The organism is Cupriavidus phytohabitans (genome assembly GCF_000426345.1).
Lineage (GTDB): Bacteria > Pseudomonadota > Gammaproteobacteria > Burkholderiales > Burkholderiaceae > Cupriavidus.
Genome location: NZ_AUFE01000025.1, coordinates 60,200 through 77,437 on the forward strand (window position 1 = coordinate 60,200; position 17,238 = coordinate 77,437).

The 17,238-nt window shown below is 69.0% G+C and carries 14 protein-coding genes; 2 read left to right on the plus strand and 12 right to left on the minus strand.

Annotated elements, in window-relative coordinates:
• Positions 1-103: 103 nt before the first annotated feature.
• From K309_RS0118915 to K309_RS42460, 11 genes are read right to left on the minus strand one after another with little or no spacing between them, the layout of a single operon-like run.
• On the minus strand, positions 104-1,459 hold the full coding sequence (locus tag K309_RS0118915) for a BatD family protein (RefSeq protein ID WP_029047887.1): 1,356 nt from the start codon (positions 1,457-1,459) through the stop codon (positions 104-106).
• Positions 1,456-3,090, minus strand: coding sequence for a vWA domain-containing protein (locus K309_RS0118920; protein WP_029047888.1), 1,635 nt, complete (start codon positions 3,088-3,090; stop codon positions 1,456-1,458). The genes K309_RS0118915 and K309_RS0118920 overlap by 4 nt, the downstream gene beginning before the upstream one ends.
• Positions 3,090-4,112 carry a vWA domain-containing protein gene (locus K309_RS0118925; protein ID WP_029047889.1) on the minus strand — a complete coding sequence of 341 codons (1,023 nt, stop codon included), beginning with the start codon at positions 4,110-4,112 and terminating at the stop codon, positions 3,090-3,092. Before K309_RS0118925 ends, K309_RS0118920 begins: the two co-directional genes overlap by 1 nt.
• Entirely contained in the window at positions 4,099-4,644 is a 546-nt protein-coding gene (locus K309_RS0118930; RefSeq protein WP_029047890.1) for a DUF4381 domain-containing protein, read from the minus strand. The genes K309_RS0118925 and K309_RS0118930 overlap by 14 nt, the downstream gene beginning before the upstream one ends.
• Positions 4,641-5,669, minus strand: coding sequence for a DUF58 domain-containing protein (locus K309_RS0118935; protein ID WP_029047891.1), 1,029 nt, complete (start codon positions 5,667-5,669; stop codon positions 4,641-4,643). Before K309_RS0118935 ends, K309_RS0118930 begins: the two co-directional genes overlap by 4 nt.
• 16 nt (positions 5,670-5,685) lie before the next feature.
• Positions 5,686-6,663: an AAA family ATPase gene (locus K309_RS0118940; RefSeq protein ID WP_029047892.1), complete on the minus strand. Its 978-nt coding sequence runs from the start codon at positions 6,661-6,663 to the stop codon at positions 5,686-5,688.
• Positions 6,660-9,314 (minus strand): fused MFS/spermidine synthase, encoded by a 2,655-nt coding sequence (locus tag K309_RS0118945; RefSeq protein ID WP_029047893.1) that lies wholly within the window; start codon positions 9,312-9,314, stop codon positions 6,660-6,662. The genes K309_RS0118940 and K309_RS0118945 overlap by 4 nt, the downstream gene beginning before the upstream one ends.
• A 58-nt stretch (positions 9,315-9,372) precedes the next feature.
• Complete coding sequence (locus K309_RS0118950) at positions 9,373-11,133, minus strand: arylsulfatase (RefSeq protein ID WP_029047894.1); 1,761 nt, start codon at positions 11,131-11,133, stop codon at positions 9,373-9,375.
• A gap of 56 nt (positions 11,134-11,189) precedes the next feature.
• Positions 11,190-12,272, minus strand: a complete 1,083-nt coding sequence (locus tag K309_RS0118955) for an HAD family hydrolase (protein WP_369796449.1) — start codon at positions 12,270-12,272, stop codon at positions 11,190-11,192.
• 43 nt (positions 12,273-12,315) lie between these two features.
• Positions 12,316-13,614 (minus strand): formylglycine-generating enzyme family protein, encoded by a 1,299-nt coding sequence (locus tag K309_RS0118960; protein ID WP_029047896.1) that lies wholly within the window; start codon positions 13,612-13,614, stop codon positions 12,316-12,318.
• The gene (locus K309_RS42460; protein ID WP_198030830.1) at positions 13,506-13,730 is read right to left on the minus strand and encodes a hypothetical protein; all 225 of its coding nucleotides are present in this window, start codon (positions 13,728-13,730) and stop codon (positions 13,506-13,508) included. Before K309_RS42460 ends, K309_RS0118960 begins: the two co-directional genes overlap by 109 nt.
• Before the next feature lie 161 nt (positions 13,731-13,891).
• Here K309_RS42460 and K309_RS0118965 point away from each other — a divergent pair, with 161 nt between their 5' ends.
• Positions 13,892-14,902 carry a Bug family tripartite tricarboxylate transporter substrate binding protein gene (locus tag K309_RS0118965; protein WP_029047897.1) on the plus strand — a complete coding sequence of 337 codons (1,011 nt, stop codon included), beginning with the start codon at positions 13,892-13,894 and terminating at the stop codon, positions 14,900-14,902.
• Positions 14,903-14,984: 82 nt separating this feature from the next.
• On the opposite strand, the gene K309_RS0118970 is transcribed toward K309_RS0118965, so the two are convergent.
• Positions 14,985-16,142, minus strand: a complete 1,158-nt coding sequence (locus K309_RS0118970) for a CaiB/BaiF CoA transferase family protein (protein WP_051320513.1) — start codon at positions 16,140-16,142, stop codon at positions 14,985-14,987.
• Between the two features lie 269 nt (positions 16,143-16,411).
• On the opposite strand from K309_RS0118970, the gene K309_RS0118975 reads away from it, so the two are divergent.
• Positions 16,412-17,218 (plus strand): IclR family transcriptional regulator, encoded by an 807-nt coding sequence (locus K309_RS0118975; RefSeq protein ID WP_035877869.1) that lies wholly within the window; start codon positions 16,412-16,414, stop codon positions 17,216-17,218.
• Positions 17,219-17,238: the final 20 nt, after the last annotated feature.

The following is a 17,238-nucleotide window of genomic DNA, read 5'->3' on the forward strand; positions in this document are numbered from 1 at the left end:
GACAGGAAGCCGCCGCCCGGCGCGCGCAAGGGTCATCCGATCCCGGGCAGGCTGGCGGCGAGGCGCCCATCATAGTCGATCCGGCCGGTTCGGCCAGCGGGGCTCAGGGATTGAGCGGCGGCAGGGCTGCGGGCATCGCCCGATGCGCGCGGACAGGCCGGTGTGGGGGGCCGTACTTCGGCAACAGGCCCGCAAGTTCGCTGCCGTTCCATTGCCCCGTGCCGGTGCCGGCACCGAACAGGCGCCGTTCGAGTTCATCAACGGCGGAAACCAGCGCCGTGTCGCTGGTGCCTGCCGCCCACTCCGAAGGGGCCTTGCCCCACGCGGTGCTCGACCACCCCCCCAGAGCGCGATAGGCTGCCGGTGCGTCATCCGCGCGGCAGGCCTGCAGCAACGCAGCGAGCCGCGCCTCGCTGCCAGCCGCCCTGGCGCTGCGCCGTGCCGCGAGCGCCCGGCGCAGGCGTGCCACGCGCGGCCGTGCCCAATGCAGCAGCAGCCACGCCAGCACCAGTACCAGGGCACCCCCGGCCGCCCACCGCCACAGGCGCCACGCGGTGCCGCCCTCCCCGGGCAGCGGCACGGCGCGCGGGCCGGTCGGGGACAGTCCTGCGAGGTGCTGCGCGGAAGCCACGTCGACCTTCACCTCGGGTGCCTCCGATTCGCCGGGCTTGCGCGTCACCGGGTCGAACCATTCCACCTTGATCGCCGGCAGCGTATAGGTCCCGGCGTGCTCGAACACATAGGTAATGCGGTCCGTGCGGCTGCCGCCCGTATTGCCGGCGCTGTCGTGCGCGGCATCGCTGAGTTGCGGATCGCCAGCGAACACGCGCACGCCGGATGGCGCCTCGACCTTTGGCGGCCGGATCATCATGGCCTGGGTCTGCGGCGCGAACGTGGTGATGGTGCGCACCAGCGCGTCACCGGCATGGAATTGCGCCTGTGGGCCGCTCACCGGGCGGTCGAAGCGCTGCGTGACGTTCAGGCGCGCCACCGGCAGCGTGGCAACGGCCGGCGCGCCGGCTGCTCCCGCGGCGCGGATCGTGGTGGCCGGCAGCGTGACGCTGCCCTGCCGCGGCTTGCCGTCGTCGCCGGAATAGGTGAAGGCGATGGAGACCTGCGGCAACCGGAAATCGCCGCCCTGCTCCGCGGCAAACAGGTAGGTCTTCCGGATGCCGGCATAGGTCACGCCGTTGATGGTCTCGACCGTGTTCTGGCCGCGGTCGTCCGGCATGGTGACGATCGCGCCGGGCACCTGCAGCGTCGGAAAGACCGGCGCCGACAGGAAGAAGTTGGGCGCCAGTACCGTCACGTCGATGCGGATCTGCTGGCCCGGCAGCACCGGCTGCTGCGCCGCCACGTTGACGCGCACGACGGGATCGGCCCCCAGCGCGAGCGCGCTCGCCAGCCACAACACAAGGCCGGCGAGCCAGATGCCGAAGCTCCGCCCCGTGCGCATCATGGTTTGGCTCCGGCCGGCTGCGCCCGGCTCTGCTGCAGCGCGAACTTGCGCTGCAGCAATTCGGTCGGCGTGGTCTGGATCGCGCGCATCCAGGTCTCGGCGCTTTCGACCGCGCCCATCTCCAGCTTCTTGCCCTCGCCCTCGGGCGGCCTGGACTCGCTGTCGTACTTCACTTCGTCTGGCTTGATGTCGGGCGGCTCCTCGCCTTCCTTCGGCTTTTCCGCCTTGGCGGCCAGTTTCTCCATGAGCGCCAGGTTGGCCGCTGCCGCGGGCCATTGCGGGCGGCGTTTCAGGGCCTGCCGGTAGCGCGCCGCCGCATCCTTGTACTTGCCCATCCACGCCAGCGCATCGCCCTGGTTGAAGTCGCTCTCGGGCGAATCGATCAGCGCGAAGCTCTGCACCGCCTGCGCGTATTGCCCCGCGCGGTACTGCGCCACGCCGCGCCACATGGGGTCGTCGAACAGCGCGGCGGCGCCGGCAAAGTCGCCATGCTCGAACGCCCGGCGGCCCTGCTGGTCATGCGTGAGCCACAGGTCTACAAAGCGCCACGCGCGCGGCGCTTCGGCACCCGACGCCGAAGCCTGCGCGCGCAACTCCTGCTGCGGCGCCGCCAGCGCCACGGCAAGCAGCACGCCCGCGATCCAGCGCACGGTCCAACCCTTGCGGAACCACAGCACACCCAGCAGTGCAATGGGTATCGTGAGCCACCAGCCCTCATCCTTCCAGCGCGTGTTGTCCGCCGACTGCTTCTGCGCGAGGTGCGACTGCACGTGGCGCTGCACCCAGGCCACGTCGTCGTCGCTGTCGGGCGTGAACGTGGCAACCGGCACGCCGGTATCGTCGCCAAAGCGCTTGAGCGCGGCCATGTCCATGCGCGCGAACACGCGCACGCCGTCCCTCTCGACAAAGCCGTCGGTGCCGCTGCGCAGCGGGCCGCCGCGCTCGGTACCGATTGCCAGCACCACCGGCTGGCTGCGCCCGCTGCCTGCCTGGGCCTCGAACGCGCGCTCGGCGGCGGTTTCCACCCCATCCGTCAGGAACAGGATGGTGCCGGGCACCTCCTCATGCGCAAGCGCCGCGTCGATGGTGCGCAGCGCCAGCGCGGTGTCCCGGCCGGGCGCCGGCATGATGCGGGTCTGCAGCGCATCGACAAAGGTCTGCAGCAGCGTGGCGTCGTCGGTCAGCGGCAGCACCAGGTGCGTCGATCCGGCATAGGCCCAGATGGCGGTACGTCCGCCGTCGCGGCGCGCCAGCAGCGCCTTGACCTTGAGTTTCGCGCGTTCGAGCCGCGTGGGCGTCACGTCGATGGCATCCATGGTCGGCGACAGGTCGATGGCGATCGCCAGCGGCGCCTTGTCGTCGAGAAACGGCGGGCGCTCGCGCTCCCCCGCGGGACCGGCCAGCGCAATGGCGCCGAGCGCGAGCAGCAGCGCGGTCAGGTGCACGGGGCGGATGGCCAGCCGGCGTCGCTCGCCGACCATCAGCGCGTCCAGCAGGTGCGGGGCGATCGCGTCGCGCCAGCGGCGCCGCACATCGCCGCGGCGGCGCACCGCCCACACCAGCAGCACCGCCGGGACCAGCACGAGCAGCCACCATGGGCGCAGGAAATGGAAATCGGCAAGCGCCTGCATCACGGCTCCTCCGCCGCCGGCTGCGGCGCGCCCTGTCGGCGCGGACGCGACAGCCAGGCCGACCACACCGCCATGATGAGCTGGTACACCAGCACCACGCCGACCGCGGCGCCGAGCGGCCACATGAACAGCTCCCGGCGCGGCCGCCACGACAGCGTCTTGTGGTTGTGCGGCGTGATGCGGTCGAGCGTCGCGTAAATGCTCTCGAGCCCCTTCTGGTCGGCGCCGAAGAAATAGCGCCCGCCCGTCTGCGCGGCGATGCGCTGCAGCACGCCGAGATCGACGCGCTGCTCGCCCTCGGCGGACGGGTCGCCGATGCCGATCGTATGGACGATCACATGCCGCTGCCTGGCGATGTCCGCGGCGCGTTCGGGCGGCATCTTGCTGGCGGTGTCGTTGCCGTCAGTCAGCACGATCAGCACCTTCTCCGGCGCCTCGCTCTGGTCGAACATCTTGATGCCAAGGCCGATGCCGTCGCCCAGCGCCGTGCTGGGCCCGGCCATGCCCGGCAGCAGGTCACGGATCATGGTCTGCACGAGCGCGTGGTCCAGCGTGAACGGCGCCAGCGGGTATGGCGCGTCGCCGAACACGATCAGGCCGATGCGGTCGCCGGGCCGGCGTGTCACAAAATTGCTGACCACCTCCCGCACCGCCTGCACGCGCGGGATCAGCGCGCCGGCCGGGTCGCGGAAATCCTGCGTATCCATCGACTGCGACAGGTCCAGCGCGAGCAGCAGGTCGCGCGCCGGCTGCACCTTCTCGATCGGCGCCTCCAGGAACTGCGGGCGCGCCAGCGCCGCTACCAGCAGCGCCCAGGCGAGCGGCGCCAGGATGCGCTGCAGCCAGTTGCTGCGCGGCACGACTGCGCCCGGCGCCGGCTTCAGCCCCGCCGCGCTGGCCACCTCGCCGAAAAACGGCAGGCGCACGGAGGGGCTTTCCTCGCGATACGGCGGCAACAGCCACCACAGCAGCAAGGGCAGCGGCAGCAGCACGAAGAGCCACGGGTATTCAAACTGGTACATGGTGGCCGGCAATCCATTGCTGGCAGGCCGCGGCCGTGGCCGTCACCCGGCTGTCGGGCCATTGCGCCAGCGCCGCGGCATCGCGGTACTGTGCGTCGCTGACCAGCGTGGCGAGCACCGGCGCCGCCGCGCCGGCCTTGCCTGCATGGGTCCGCAGGAACTGCGCCCACTCCGCACCGGCCATGCTCGCCACCTCTGTGCGCGGCCACGCCGCCAGGGCGGTGCGCTTGAGCAGTTCCGCCATGGCGACCAGCGCGCGCGCGCGCGCCTGCGGCGACGCGGACATGCTTGCGCGCAACCGTGCCAGCTCGGCCAGCGCCTCGCGGCGGTAGCGGTTGGCGCGGTAGCGGCGCCACCAGCGCCAGGTTGCGAAGGCCAGCAGCGCCAGCACGATCGCGCCGGCCACCGGCCAGCCGATGGTCTGCGGCCGCCACGACGGCGGCGGCGGCACGACCACCTCGGCCATCTGCTGGAGATCGCCGGCAATCGTGGCGCTGTCGGGCGCGGCCGTGCTGTGCGTCAGGTCGCTCATGGCCGTCCTCCCTGGCGGGCGCGCAGCGTTCCCCTGCCTTGCGGCAGCGCTTGCCCGAGCAGGCGGCGCAGCTGCAGCGGCGTTTCCTCCGCGGCCGACAGCGGCAGCAGCGGCACGCCGATGGCGCGGTGCCAGCCCAGCAGGTTGCGGCTCTGCGCATCGACGAAGTCGGCGATGCCCTTGCGCGTGGCGGTCTGCCCGAAGCCGAGCTCGACCTGCAGCTCGCCGTCGCTCACGACAAGGTGGCCGGAATCAGGCAGCTCAAGCAGGAACGGGTCATAGACCAGCATCGTCAGCAGGTCGTTGCGGGCGCTCATCGACAGCATCAGGTCACGCGTGGCCGCGTCATGCCCGTCGAAGTCGCTGATGACGATGACCAGGTGGTCATGCCGCGCCAGCCGTGCGGCGCGCTCGAGCGCGGCATTGAGCTGGCCGGCGCCGCGCCGGGCGGGGGCATCGGCACGTAGCGCCTGATTGTGGCGCGCGATCTCGCCAAGCAGGTGCTCCACGGCCTGGCGGCTGCGGCGCGGCGCGAGTTCGATGCAGTCGCTGTCGCCGAACACGAGGCCGCCGACACGGTCTCCCTCCGACAGCACGCGCCACGCGGCAAGCGCAGCAGCCTCGGCGGCCACCACGGACTTCATCGCGCGACGGCTGCCGAAGAACATGTTGATGCGCTGGTCGACGAGCAGCAACACCGGCCGGTCCTTCTCCTCGCTGTACACGCGTACGTGCGGCTTGCCGGTGCGAGCCGTGACGCGCCAGTCCATGCTGCGGATATCGTCGCCGGGCAGGTAACCGCGCACTTCCTCGAAGGTCAGGCCGCGACCGCGTACCCGGGATGCGTGCCGGCCGGCCAGCACGCTGCGCACCGGCTGGCGTGGCAGGAAATGGAAATCTCGCGCGGCGACTTCGAGCGCCGCCAGCGCAGCGGCATCGACGCTGACACCGGGCTGCACGCGTGCGAGCCTGGCGGGTCCCGCCGGCACCGACGATCGGCCGAGCGAGGCAAGGTGGAAACGCATGGCGCTGCCCGCCGCGTCAGGCCACGGCCACCTGCTGCACCAGGCGGTCGATCACGGCATCGGCGCTGACACCGGCCGCGTGCGCCTCGTACGACAGGATCAGGCGGTGGCGGAACACTTCATGCACCACGGCCTGCACATCCTCGGGCGAGACGAAGTCTTGCCCGCGCAGCCAGGCATGCGCGCGCGCCACCTTGTCCAGTCCGATGGATCCGCGCGGGCTCGCGCCGACCTGGATCCAGCGGTCCAGCTCGTCATCGACGGCCTTGGGCTCGCGCGTGGCATGCACGAGCGCGACCATGTAGCGCGCGACCGCTTCGCTCACGTGGATGCCGTGGATCTCTGCCCGCGCGGCGAAAATGACTTCGGGTGCCAGCTGCTGCACGGAGCCCGCCTGTGCACCGGTGGCGGCGCCAGCCTCCTCGGCGCGCGCCAGCGCGACGATCTGCGCCTCGGCGTCGGCTTCGGGGTAGGTCACGTTCACGTGCATCAGGAAGCGGTCCATCTGCGCTTCAGGCAGCGGGTAGGTGCCCTCCTGCTCGATCGGGTTCTGCGTGGCCATGACCAGGAACAGCGGGTCGAGCTTGTGCGTGACGCCGCCGACGGTGACCTGGCGCTCTTCCATGGCTTCGAGCAGCGCCGCCTGCACCTTGGCCGGCGAGCGGTTGACCTCGTCGGCGAGCACCAGATTGGCGAAGATCGGCCCGGCCTGGAAGCGGAACTCGCCCTTTCCGCCCTCGGTGTAGTACACCTCGGAGCCCGTAACATCGGCCGGCAGCAGGTCAGGCGTGAACTGGATGCGCGACAGCTTTGCCTCCAGGTTCCGCGCCAGCACCTTGATCGCGCGCGTCTTGGCCAGGCCCGGCAGCCCTTCCACCAGCAGGTGGCCGTCAGCGAGCAGGCCCAGCAACATGCGCTCGATCATGCGCTGCTGGCCGACGATGGCCTCGCCCATCCGCTGCTGCAGTGCCAGCACGTCGTCACGGGTGCTCATGGGGCATTCCTCGATGGCGCCGGGCCGGGTGTACGGCGGACACCTCCGAACCAGGCGTAGTAAGGGTTGTCAGGATCGGTGCGCATGACTTGCTGCATATGCAGCGCCCAGGCGCCGCGGTCGCCGTAATAGGCATCGAGGCCGGCGGTGTAGAAGGTGTGCAGCGTTTCGCGTTCGCGCCCGATATCGGCGATCAGCCCGGCGATCAGCCCGGCATCGGCGCCGGTCAGCGGCGGCTCGGTCTGCAGCGTCAGCAGGCGCTGCAGGACCTGCGGGAACCCGGCACGCCGCACCCAGGCCGCGTATTCGATGCGCGGGCGGTCGTCGGTCACGGCGGGCGCATCGCCGGCATAACGCTCCAGGCCCGCGCGGTCCGTCACCCAGGTCGCCAGCAGCGCGGCCGGCGAGGCCACGCCGACCGCTCGCAGCGCCGACGCCACTTCCGGCTGCGCAAAGCGCTGGCGGATGCGTGCGGCATCGAGCGTGACCGGCGACAGGGAGCCCACCAGCATCATCTCGTGCAGTTCGGTAGTCCACAACGTCGCGTGCGGGAACACGTCGAGGAAACTGCGCACCAGCGAGCGCGTGTCTTCGTCGTTCTGCGTGGGCAACGGCAGCCATTGCGCGACCAGCCCGCCCGGTTGCAGCCGTGCCGCAGCCAGGCGATAGAAATTGGTCGAGTACAGGTTGACCACGCCTGCGGCCGAAGGCGGCGGCGGCTCCAGCGTGATCAGGTCGTAGCGCTGCTCGCTCTGCAGCAGCTCGCGCCGGCCATCCCGCAGGCGGATGTCGACGCGCTTGTCGCCGGTCACGCCGAAGTTGCCCTGGAACCGCGGCACCGCACGCAGCACCGGCGGCAGCAGTTCGGCCACCACGCGCTGCTGGAGTCCCGGATACGCCAGCGTGGCACCGGCGGTAATACCTGTGCCGAGGCCGATCACCAGCGCCGAGCGCGGCGTGCCGCTGTGCACGATCAGCGGCAGCAGCGCCTGCAAGCGCATATAGCGCAGCGAGGCCATGGTGTCGCCGGAGTTCGACACGCCCTGGATATAGAGGCGGTTGAAGCTATGGCTAGACGACGATTGCTTCACCACCGCCACGGTGGCGCCGCGGCCTTCCTCGTAGAACACCATCTCGCCGCCACGTGCGCGCGCCAGCAGCGTGGCGAGCCGGTCCGCGGGCGCGAGCGTCGCGGCAATTACCGCGAGCAGCGCTACCATCGGCACGGCCCAGCGCGCGGGCTTGCGTACACCGGAGCCGAGCGCCACGGCGATGACGCCGACAATGCCGGCGCCTACGGCCAGCAGCGACAGTGTGTGGACAAGGCCGATGCGCGGCACCAGCACAAACCCCGCCACCGCCGTCCCGACGATGCCGCCCAGCGTATTGAGCGCGACCACCGCGCCCACGCCGGCGCCGAGCCGGTGGTTGTCCACGCCCACACGCAGCACGAACGGGAACGCGGCGCCCAGCAGCAGCGTGGGCACGAATACCACGCTCAGCGCCGCCACGGCAAAGCCAGCACAGGCCGCAGCAAGGCCGTTCGGCGTGACCGACTGCACCCAGGCCGATACCACTGACTGCGCCTGCAGCAGCCATTCACCGAGCACCACGATCTCGAGCAACGCCACCAGGCCCGCTGCGGCGATCAGCATCCCGAACGCGCCCCATGGGTCTCGTGTTTGATCGGCCCGCCGCGCCGCGAGCGCACTGCCGATGGCAAGGCCCGCAAGGTAGGTCGCAAGCACCACCGCGAAGGCAAAGGTGCGCGTGCTGATGAACTGCACGATGGCTTGCGACCACACCACTTCGTAGCCAAGCGCGATGCCGCCCGCGGCGGCATAGAGCACCAGCGCCAGCCGACCGTCGCCGGCATCGCGCGCGGGCTCTGCGGATGCGGGCGGCGCGGCAACAGTGGCGGCCGGTTCGCGCGCGGGCACCGTGCGCGAAGCCAGGGCCAGCGCGGCGACCGCGGCCAGACCGTTGAGCGTGGCCGCGGCCAGCGCGCTGGCCATGATGCCGAGCCAAGGGATCAGCACAAAGCCCGCCAGCAGCGTGCCGGCAATGGCGCCTGCGGTGTTGGCGGCATACAGGCTGCCGCCATGCGTGCCGACCTGGCCCGCGCGCGACGCAAGCGCGCGCATCAGCACCGGCAGCGTGCCGCCCATGGCCGCCGCAGGCAGGATCACCAGCACGAACGGCAAGGCCCAGGCCAGCAGGCCGACGCGGCTTTCCAGCCACGCGAACGGCGCCGCGGCGCGAGCGAGCGCCAGCGTGGCGCCAATGGCCAGCACCAGCACGGCGATTTCGAGCCACGCATACAGCCGCAGCGGCCGTGCATGGCGGTCGGCCACGCGCCCGAACAGCCAGCCGCCGAGCGCGAGCCCTGCAAAGAAGGCGCCCACGGCGGTGGTGATGGCGTGCACATCCACGCCGACCACAAGCGCGAGCTGCTTGATCCAGAGAACCTGGTAGATCAGTCCGGCCGTGCCGGAGAGGAAAAGCAGCAGGGCAGGCACCAGCAAGGCGCCATGATGCGCCAGTTGGCCCTGCCCTGCCCGCAAGGCGGCGCTTTCCGCGCGCCGCGTTTTGCCAGTTCTGTGCCGCGCTTGCTGCTTGCCGGCGTTTGCGCCGGCATGCGCTTCTCTCATGGTGCGATCCTGGTGAAGAGACTGGCCGGGAGGATCCGGCCAACCATTGCCACGGGAATTACTTCGCGCCCGCCGCCGCCCCCTTGTCAAGGGACTTCATCAGCGCCTCGGTCATCTGGTCGATGGTGAAGCTTGCCGGCCTCTGGCTGGGTGGATACTCCTTGAATGTCTGTAGGAACGGCCCTACCCGCGACGACGCATAGCTGATCATGTATGCATTCTTCGCGGTCCAGTCATAGTACTGATCGGACACGATATCCGCACGCTCATAGGGATCCATGCGCAGATTGAACGCCTTCGGCACGCGCAGGCAGGTGAACGGGTTCGCCCACACCTGGAAGCCGCCCGGCTGGCGTTGTTCGCAGAAGACAAACTTCCAGTCGTTGTGACGCATCGCCACCAGGACGCCGTCATCGTTGAAGTAGTAGAAGTCCTGGCGGGGCCCGGTATTGCTCTGACCCGTCAGGTATGGCAGGAAGTTGTAGCCGTCCAGGTGCACCTTGAAGGACTTGCCGCCGATGCTGGTGCCCTTGAGCAGCCGGTCCTTGATATCGGCATCGCCGGCCGCCGCAAGCAGGGTCGGGAACCAGTCGAGCCCGGACATCATCGTCGTGGACACCGTGTTGGGCTTGATGCGCCCGGGCCACCGGACAAGCGCCGGCACGCGGAAAGCCCCTTCCCAGTTGGTGTCCTTCTCGCTGCGGAACGGCGTGGTCGCGGCGTCCGGCCAGGTGAACTGGTTCGGGCCGTTGTCCGTCGTGTAGATCACGATCGTGTTGTCGGCGACCTTCAGGTCATCCAGTGACTTGAGCAGCTTGCCGACATGCCCGTCGTGCTCGATCATGCCGTCCGCATATTCATTGCCCGGCATGCCGCTCTGCCCGCGCATCGACTCGCGCACGTGCGTGAACAGGTGCATGCGCGTGGTGTTCATCCACACGAAGAACGGCTTGTCGGCCTTGACCTGTTTTTCCATGAAGCCGATCGCCGCCGTCGTGGTCTCGTCGTCGATGGTTTCCATGCGCTTGCGGTTGAGCGGGCCGGTATCTTCCACCTTGCCGTCAGCAAAGGAGTGGATGACGCCACGCGGTGCATTTGCCTTGACCCAGGCCTCGTCGTTCTTCGGGTAGTACGGGCGCTCGGGCTCCTCTTCCGCATTCAGGTGGTAGAGGTTGCCGAAGAATTCGTCGAAGCCATGCGCGGTCGGCAGGTACTCGTTGCGATCGCCGAGGTGGTTCTTGCCGAACTGGCCGGTTGCATAGCCAAGCGGCTTGAGCGCCTGCGCGATGGTCACGTTCTGCGCTTGCAGGCCGACGGGCGCCCCCGGAATGCCGACCTTCAGCAGGCCCGTGCGCAAGCCGACTTCACCCGTGATGAAAGTGGATCGTCCCGCCGTGCAGCTGTTCTCGCCGTAGTAGTCGGTGAGCATCATGCCTTCCTGCGCGATGCGGTCGATGTTGGGCGTGCGATAGCCCACCACACCGTGGCTGTAGGCGCTGATGTTGGTCTGGCCGATGTCATCGCCGAAGATGACGAGGATATTGGGCTTCTTGCCGGACGGCGCGGTCGCCGGCAGCGCGGGCGCCGAAGCCGCCGCAACCGGCGCACTGGCGGCGACCGGCGGATTCTCCCTGGCCGGCACCGGCGCGGCCGCGGTGGGTGCCGGCGCCGTGGCGGGTGCCTGGGCAGCCGGCTGCTGCTCCTTGGGCGGCGTCTCCTTCTTGCCGCAGCCCGCGATCGTGAAAACGGCGGCGGCCATGGCCAGCATCACCAGCCTGGAGCCCCGTCCTTTCGCTATGCCTTGTTCAACTCGGTGCATGTCCCGCCTCCGTTCGTTGACCCGTTACGGTCGGTTCACTGCTGCTCCCATCGTGCTCATGGCTTGCCGGCCGGATAGATCTGCTGCCAGTCCTGCTTCATGCTGACCACGGTCCAGCCCTTGGCCCTGGCCGCATCCAGCGCCTTGTCGAGCTTGCCGACCTTGGACTGGCGGTCGTAGGCGAACTCCCGTTCGGCGTCGTCGTGATGCACCAGCACCGCCAGGCGCGGACCGTCGCCGCCGGCGGTGTACTCGAGCATCTGCAGGTCGCCGTCGGAATTGCCGACGGCGAGGATCGGGCGGCGGCCGATATGACGGTAGATGCCGACCGGCTTGCCGGGGCCGTCATCGATAAAGTCGAGCTTGGGATCGCGCATCAGCATGGGCTTGCCGTCGCGCACCATGTAGCGCACCGCCTGGGACGAGCCGATAACCTGTTCGGGCGGAATGCCGTAAACCTGCTGGCTCCACGGCCGCATGAAGTCGATGGTGCCGCCGGACACGATGTAGGTCTTGAAGCCGTTGGCGCGCAGGTAGGACAGCAGTTCGAGTTGCGGCTGGTAGACCAGCTCGGTATAGGGCCGGTTGAACCTGGGATGGCGCGCCTTGGACAACCAGTCGCGGATGGTGCGGTCGTATTCGTCCACGCTCATGCCGCTGTTGGCCGTCGCGATCAAACCAAGCAGCTGCTTCTGGTTTGCCATCAGCGCGTTCATGTCGTTGGCCATCAGCGCCTTGAACGCGGCATTCTTGCGCCACTCCGGATGCTGCGGCGCGGCGGCCCGGACCTGGTCGAGCAGGAAGAAGAACTGGAAGTACAGCGGCTGCTCGCTCCAAAGCGTGCCGTCGTTGTCGAACACCGCCACGCGCGCCTCGGGTGGCACGAAGGTGGGCGAGCCCGGGCTGGTCACGTCGGTCACGAACTTGAGCAGCGCCTGACGCGCGGCGCCATCGCGCCACGATGGCAGGGCCTGTTCCGCGGGCCGTGCCGCCTGGGTGGCAGCGGCCTGTGCCGCGGGGGCCGCAGGTCCGGCGGGCGCGGTACAGCCCAGCTGCAGTCCGGAAAGCGCCAGCGCGGTACACAGTGCGGCGATCGTCTTGCGCGATGCGCTGGCGCGCAAGGCGCTGTTGGCGGGCATGCTCATGGCACTTGCTCCTGTCTCGTGTCGCACCGCCCTGGCGTCAGCGTGGCGCCGGTTGCGACTGTCCGCCCATCGCCAGCGGCATATGGGGCGCATTGCGGCGCATCTCGGCCCAGCGGCTGTCGTCCATCACCAGCCGGAAGCCAAGGTGCGACATGCTGTTGAAAGGATCCGTCCCGCGCCGCGCGCTGGGGCGGTAGCTCAGGCAGTAGTCTTCGTTGCAGAGGAACGAGCCGCCGCGCGTCACGCGCTTGGGCGCGTTGACCGGTACGCCGGGCTCGCCGGGATCCCACGAGGCCAGCGGGCCGACCGGATTCTCGATCGGCTGCGCCTTGCCGGCTTCGCGCCGGAACTGGTCGGCGCGGTACCAGTCGGCGACCCATTGCCAGGCATTGCCGGTCATGTCGGACAGCCCGTAGCCGTTGGGCGGGAACGTGCCGACCGGGCTGGTGCCAAGCGCGCCGCCGGCCTTGGGGCTGACTACCGGGCTGACTACCTGGCTGACTAGCGGACTGACAACGGGGAACGGCTGCTTCTGCTGGCCCTGCCAGACGTTGGCCATCTGCTTGCCGGCGGGCGCGAACTGGTCGCCCCATGCGTAGGTGGCTTGCTCCAGCCCGCCACGCGCGGCGAATTCCCACTCCGCTTCGGTAGGCAGGCGCTTGCCGGCCCATTTGGCGTAGGCCTGCGCATCTTCGTAAGACACCTGCACCACCGGATGGTCGTCCTTGCCTTCGATCGAGGTACCGGGACCGCCCGGATGACGCCAGTCGGCGCCGGGCACATAGCGCCACCAGCGCGAGTAGTCCTGCAGCGGCACCGGACGCGGCGTGCCGACAAAGACCATGCCGCCGGCAACCATCGCGCTGTCGGGCGGACGCGGCGTACCGGGGGGCAGCTGTACCTTCAGGGTTTCCCAGTCCGGCGCCCGCTCCGCCGTGGTGACATACCCGGTGGCCTCGACGAACTTGCGGAACTCGGCATTGGTGACGTGGTGCTTGTCCATCCAGAAGGCATGCACGCGTACCTTGTGCGCCGGCTTCTCATTGGCCTGCGCCATCTTGCTGTCGCTGCCCATCAGGAATTCACCGCCGGGTACACGGACCATGCCGAGTGGGCCGTTCCTGCCGTCGCCTTCTACCACCCCGGGCGCCTTGCTGTCGCGCGACTGCGCGTACCACCAGCTGCCGCCCGCACCTGCCGCGATGCCGGCACAGACGAGCAAGGCAATCACGAATCCGCGGCGTCGATGCGGCGCCGCAGCAGAGGCAGGCAGCGCTTGCGCTGCGCCGCGCGGCGGAGCATGTGAATGGAGCCCGTTGCGCTTGCCGGTTGCCATAGGACGTCCCCCACCAAAGACAAAAAAAGGTGCAATCGTGCACCTGCGGGTATCGTCACAGAACGGGTACCGAAAAGGAATTTAGATTTCTTGCCGTGCGTGTTGAAAGATTTCACGGCGACGATGTCATCAGTGCTTGCTCCTCGGGGTAAATACCGCCCCGGCGTCTCGTCCATAGCGCCGATGTGCCACGCCCGCAGCAGCCCGTACGCTGCCGTCTGCCATGCGCGCAAGGCGCGACAAGACAACCAGGACGTCATAACCAGGAGGAAACACCATGCAAGCTGACCGACGCAAAGCCCTGCAGTGGCTGGGGGCAGGCTCCCTCGCCGCCACGGCTTCGGCACTTGGCCTTGGCCATGCCAGGGCCCAGTCAGGACAGTCCGCCGTGTCGAACTATCCGTCGCGGCCGGTGCGGCTGGTCGTGCCCTACCCGCCGGGCGGCGCCACCGACGTGCTGGCACGCGCGCTCGGCGATCCGCTCGGCAAATTGTGGCAACGCCCGGTCATCGTCGAGAACCGCCCCGGCGTCGGCGGCATGATCGGCGCCGACGTGGTGGCCAAGGCGACGCCGGATGGCTACACGCTGCTGCTGGCGCTCCCCAGCCTGGTGCAGACGCCCTACATGGTGGCCAAGCCCCCGTTCGATCCGCTGCGCGATCTCACCGCCATCGGCCAGCTGTGCACCTCCAGCCTGGTGCTGACCGCCAACGGCGCCATGCCGCGCACGTTGCCCGAGGTGGTCAGCCTGGCCAAGACGCAGCCGAACAAGATTTCCTACGGCACTTATGGCATCGGCACCGGCGCCCATCTCTATATGCAGGTGTTCGCGGCCGCTGCCGGCGCCGAGCTGCTGCACGTCCCATACAAGGGAGAAGCCCCGATCGCCACCGACCTGATCGGCGTCCAGATCTCGCTGGGTACGCTGTCCCCGATGACCGTGCGCCAGCACGCGCGCACCGGCAAGCTGCAGCCGCTGGCCGTGACCGGCAACGCGCGCACGCCGATGCTGCCCGATGTGCCCACCTTCCAGGAGCTCGGCTACAAGGGGCTCGACGGCCCGGCCTGGCTCGGCCTGTTCACGACGGCCGGGACGCCGCAGCCGATCGTCGAGAAGATTTCCGCGGATGTGGAGACGGTGATGGCCGCAGCCGATATCCGGCAACGCATGGCCGACCTCGGACTGATCGTCAAGACTTCGCGCCCGGCCGCGTTCGCGGCGGTGGCGAAGGCCGACCAGGCTTACTGGGGGAACGTGATCAAGAAGTACAACATCCGGCTGGATTGAGCTGGGCGCGCATCGCGACCCTGTTCGAGGCACGCCCCCTTTCCGACACTGGAAATGCGCGCCCAGCAAGAAGCGAAGCGTTTCAGATGACGCCCGCTTCCCGCAGCGCGCGCAACTCGTTCTCGTCCAGTCCCAATGCGCCATAGACCAGCGCATTGTGTTCGCCCACGGCCGGGCCACAGCGCGGCGCGGCCGGTGCGTAGCCGGAGAACCTCGGCACTACGCACGGCGCCGGCACTGACCCGAGTTCGGCATCCGGCAGGCGCACGATCGCCTCGCGCGCCTGCATCTGCGGATCTTCGACGATGTCGGCGATGCTGAACACCTTGCTGAACGGTACCTGGCAAGCCTCAAGCGCCGAAGCCACATCCGCGTAGGTCCTGGCAGCAAACCAGGCCGCGACCTGCGCGTCGAGCGCATCGAGATGGCGCACGCGGCCGGCGTTGGTGGCGTAGTCGGCCGCGTGCGCGAGCTGCGGCGCAGCCATCGCGTCTGCCAGGCGGCGGAAGGTGGCATCGGAGGACGCCACCACCGACACCCAGACGTCATCCGAGGTCCGGTACATATTCGACGGTGCCGCATAGGTAGTTCGATTGCCCGCGCGCTGGCGCACGCGGCCCAGTTGCTCGTACTCCACCGCCAACGGCTCCAGCAGCCGGAACAGTGCTTCAGTGGCCGCCAGGTCGATCTCACGGCCGGGCAGGTCCGGCCGCGCGCGCCGCTCCGCCACCGCGGTGGCAATCGCAAAGGCGCCGAACAAGCCAGCGACCATGTCGCCGACCGGATAGTTCATATGCATCGGTCCGCTCTCCGGCGAACCTGCCAGGTTGGTGAACCCGCTCATCGCTTCAAAGATTCGCGCAAAGCCGGGCCGCTGCGCATACGGTCCGGTCTGGCCGAAGCCGGTCAGCCGCAAGACCACCAGGCCGGGGTTGGCAGCGCGCAGGGTATCGATATCCAGCCCCCAGCGCGCCAGCGTGCCGGTGCGGAAGTTCTCGACCAGTACATCGAACTGCGGCAGCAGTTTCAGGAAGATCTCCTTGCCGCGCGGTGTGCGCACGTCCAGCGAGATGCCGCGCTTGCCGCGGTTGGTGACTTTCCAGTACAGCGCATGCGCGTCGGTGACGGGCTCGAGCGAGCGCAGCGGATCGCTGCCATCGGGCAACTCCAGCTTGACGACTTCGGCGCCCATGTCGCCACACAGCGTGGCCGAGAACGGTGCCGCCACCACGGTGGCCATGTCCAGGATGCGCACGCCTGCGAGCGGGCCGGCGCCGGCATCGGTGTGGGTGTTGCAAGGCTTTGCCGCCGTGGCGGCGGGGTCGGGTGACGCGTTCGGCATGGGATCTGTCTCTTCGTTTTGGGGATGGCGCAAGTTGCTGCGATCCAAACTGACAGCCCCGCGCGTCGGGCGCAAGCACGGTTTCGCTGTGCGGAACCATCGTGCTACAACATTGACGAGCCCCCCTTACGGATCCGAGCATGAATGCCAACAGACCGCCGCGAGACATGGAACGCCCTCCACTGCCCGGCCTTGCCAGTGCCGACGAACTCTCTACCGATCGCCAGTTCGCCAGCAACCTGGCGCGCGGGCTGAATGTGCTTAGGGCGTTCACGCCGGGCAGCCCGGTGCTGGGCAACCAGGACATCGTGGCGCGGACCGGACTGCCCAAGGCAACGGTGTCGCGCCTGACGTACACGCTCAGCCTGCTTGGCTTCCTGAGCCGGGTGCCGGGCAACCAGAAGTACCGGCTCGGCGCGGGCGTGCTGGCGCTGGCGTATCCGATGCTTGCGGGGCTGGCTATCCGCCAGATCGCGCGGCCATATATGGAAGCCATCGCCCGCGAAACCGGGTGCACGGTGAACCTGGGAATGCGCGAGCGGCTGACGGTGGTGTACGTGGACAGTTGCCGCGTCGATCCGGGCAACGTGTACCAGCCCGACATCGGCAGTACGCGGCCCTTGCTGTCCACCTCGATTGGGCGCGCCGTGCTGCTGGCGTGCGGGGCGGAAGAGCGCGCCGCGGTGCTGAACCGGCTGCGCGTGGAAGATGCCGAGCGCTTTGAGCGGGAGCAGCCGATGTGGATCGCGGAACAGGCGCACTACGCGGCGCATGGATATTGCCTGAGCCGCGGCGAATGGCGAACCGACATCCATGCGATTGCCGTGCCGATCCGGCAATCGCTGCATGAAGACCCGTTCGCGCTGAACTGCACCGTCGCCGCCGCGCGCGATCGTGACGACATGCTGGCGCGCACAGTCGCGCAGAAGTTGCGCGAAGGCGTCAGGCAGATCGAGCTGGCGTGCGCGCGTTGACGGCAAGCGGTTCTCGAACG

Coding starts and splice junctions, on each gene's coding strand:
- K309_RS0118965 (WP_029047897.1), top strand. CDS start 13,892: ATGCAAGCTGACCGACGCAAAGCCCTGCAGTGGCTGGGGGCAGGCTCC.
- K309_RS0118930 (WP_029047890.1), bottom strand. CDS start 4,644: ATGAGCGACCTGACGCACAGCACGGCCGCGCCCGACAGCGCCACGATT.
- K309_RS0118960 (WP_029047896.1), bottom strand. CDS start 13,614: ATGGCAACCGGCAAGCGCAACGGGCTCCATTCACATGCTCCGCCGCGC.
- K309_RS0118945 (WP_029047893.1), bottom strand. CDS start 9,314: ATGAGAGAAGCGCATGCCGGCGCAAACGCCGGCAAGCAGCAAGCGCGG.
- K309_RS0118975 (WP_035877869.1), top strand. CDS start 16,412: ATGGAACGCCCTCCACTGCCCGGCCTTGCCAGTGCCGACGAACTCTCT.
- K309_RS0118935 (WP_029047891.1), bottom strand. CDS start 5,669: ATGCGTTTCCACCTTGCCTCGCTCGGCCGATCGTCGGTGCCGGCGGGA.
- K309_RS0118970 (WP_051320513.1), bottom strand. CDS start 16,142: ATGGCCACCGTGGTGGCGGCACCGTTCTCGGCCACGCTGTGTGGCGAC.
- K309_RS0118920 (WP_029047888.1), bottom strand. CDS start 3,090: ATGCAGGCGCTTGCCGATTTCCATTTCCTGCGCCCATGGTGGCTGCTC.
- K309_RS0118925 (WP_029047889.1), bottom strand. CDS start 4,112: ATGTACCAGTTTGAATACCCGTGGCTCTTCGTGCTGCTGCCGCTGCCC.
- K309_RS0118940 (WP_029047892.1), bottom strand. CDS start 6,663: ATGAGCACCCGTGACGACGTGCTGGCACTGCAGCAGCGGATGGGCGAG.
- K309_RS0118915 (WP_029047887.1), bottom strand. CDS start 1,459: ATGATGCGCACGGGGCGGAGCTTCGGCATCTGGCTCGCCGGCCTTGTG.
- K309_RS0118955 (WP_369796449.1), bottom strand. CDS start 12,272: ATGCCCGCCAACAGCGCCTTGCGCGCCAGCGCATCGCGCAAGACGATC.
- K309_RS0118950 (WP_029047894.1), bottom strand. CDS start 11,133: ATGCACCGAGTTGAACAAGGCATAGCGAAAGGACGGGGCTCCAGGCTG.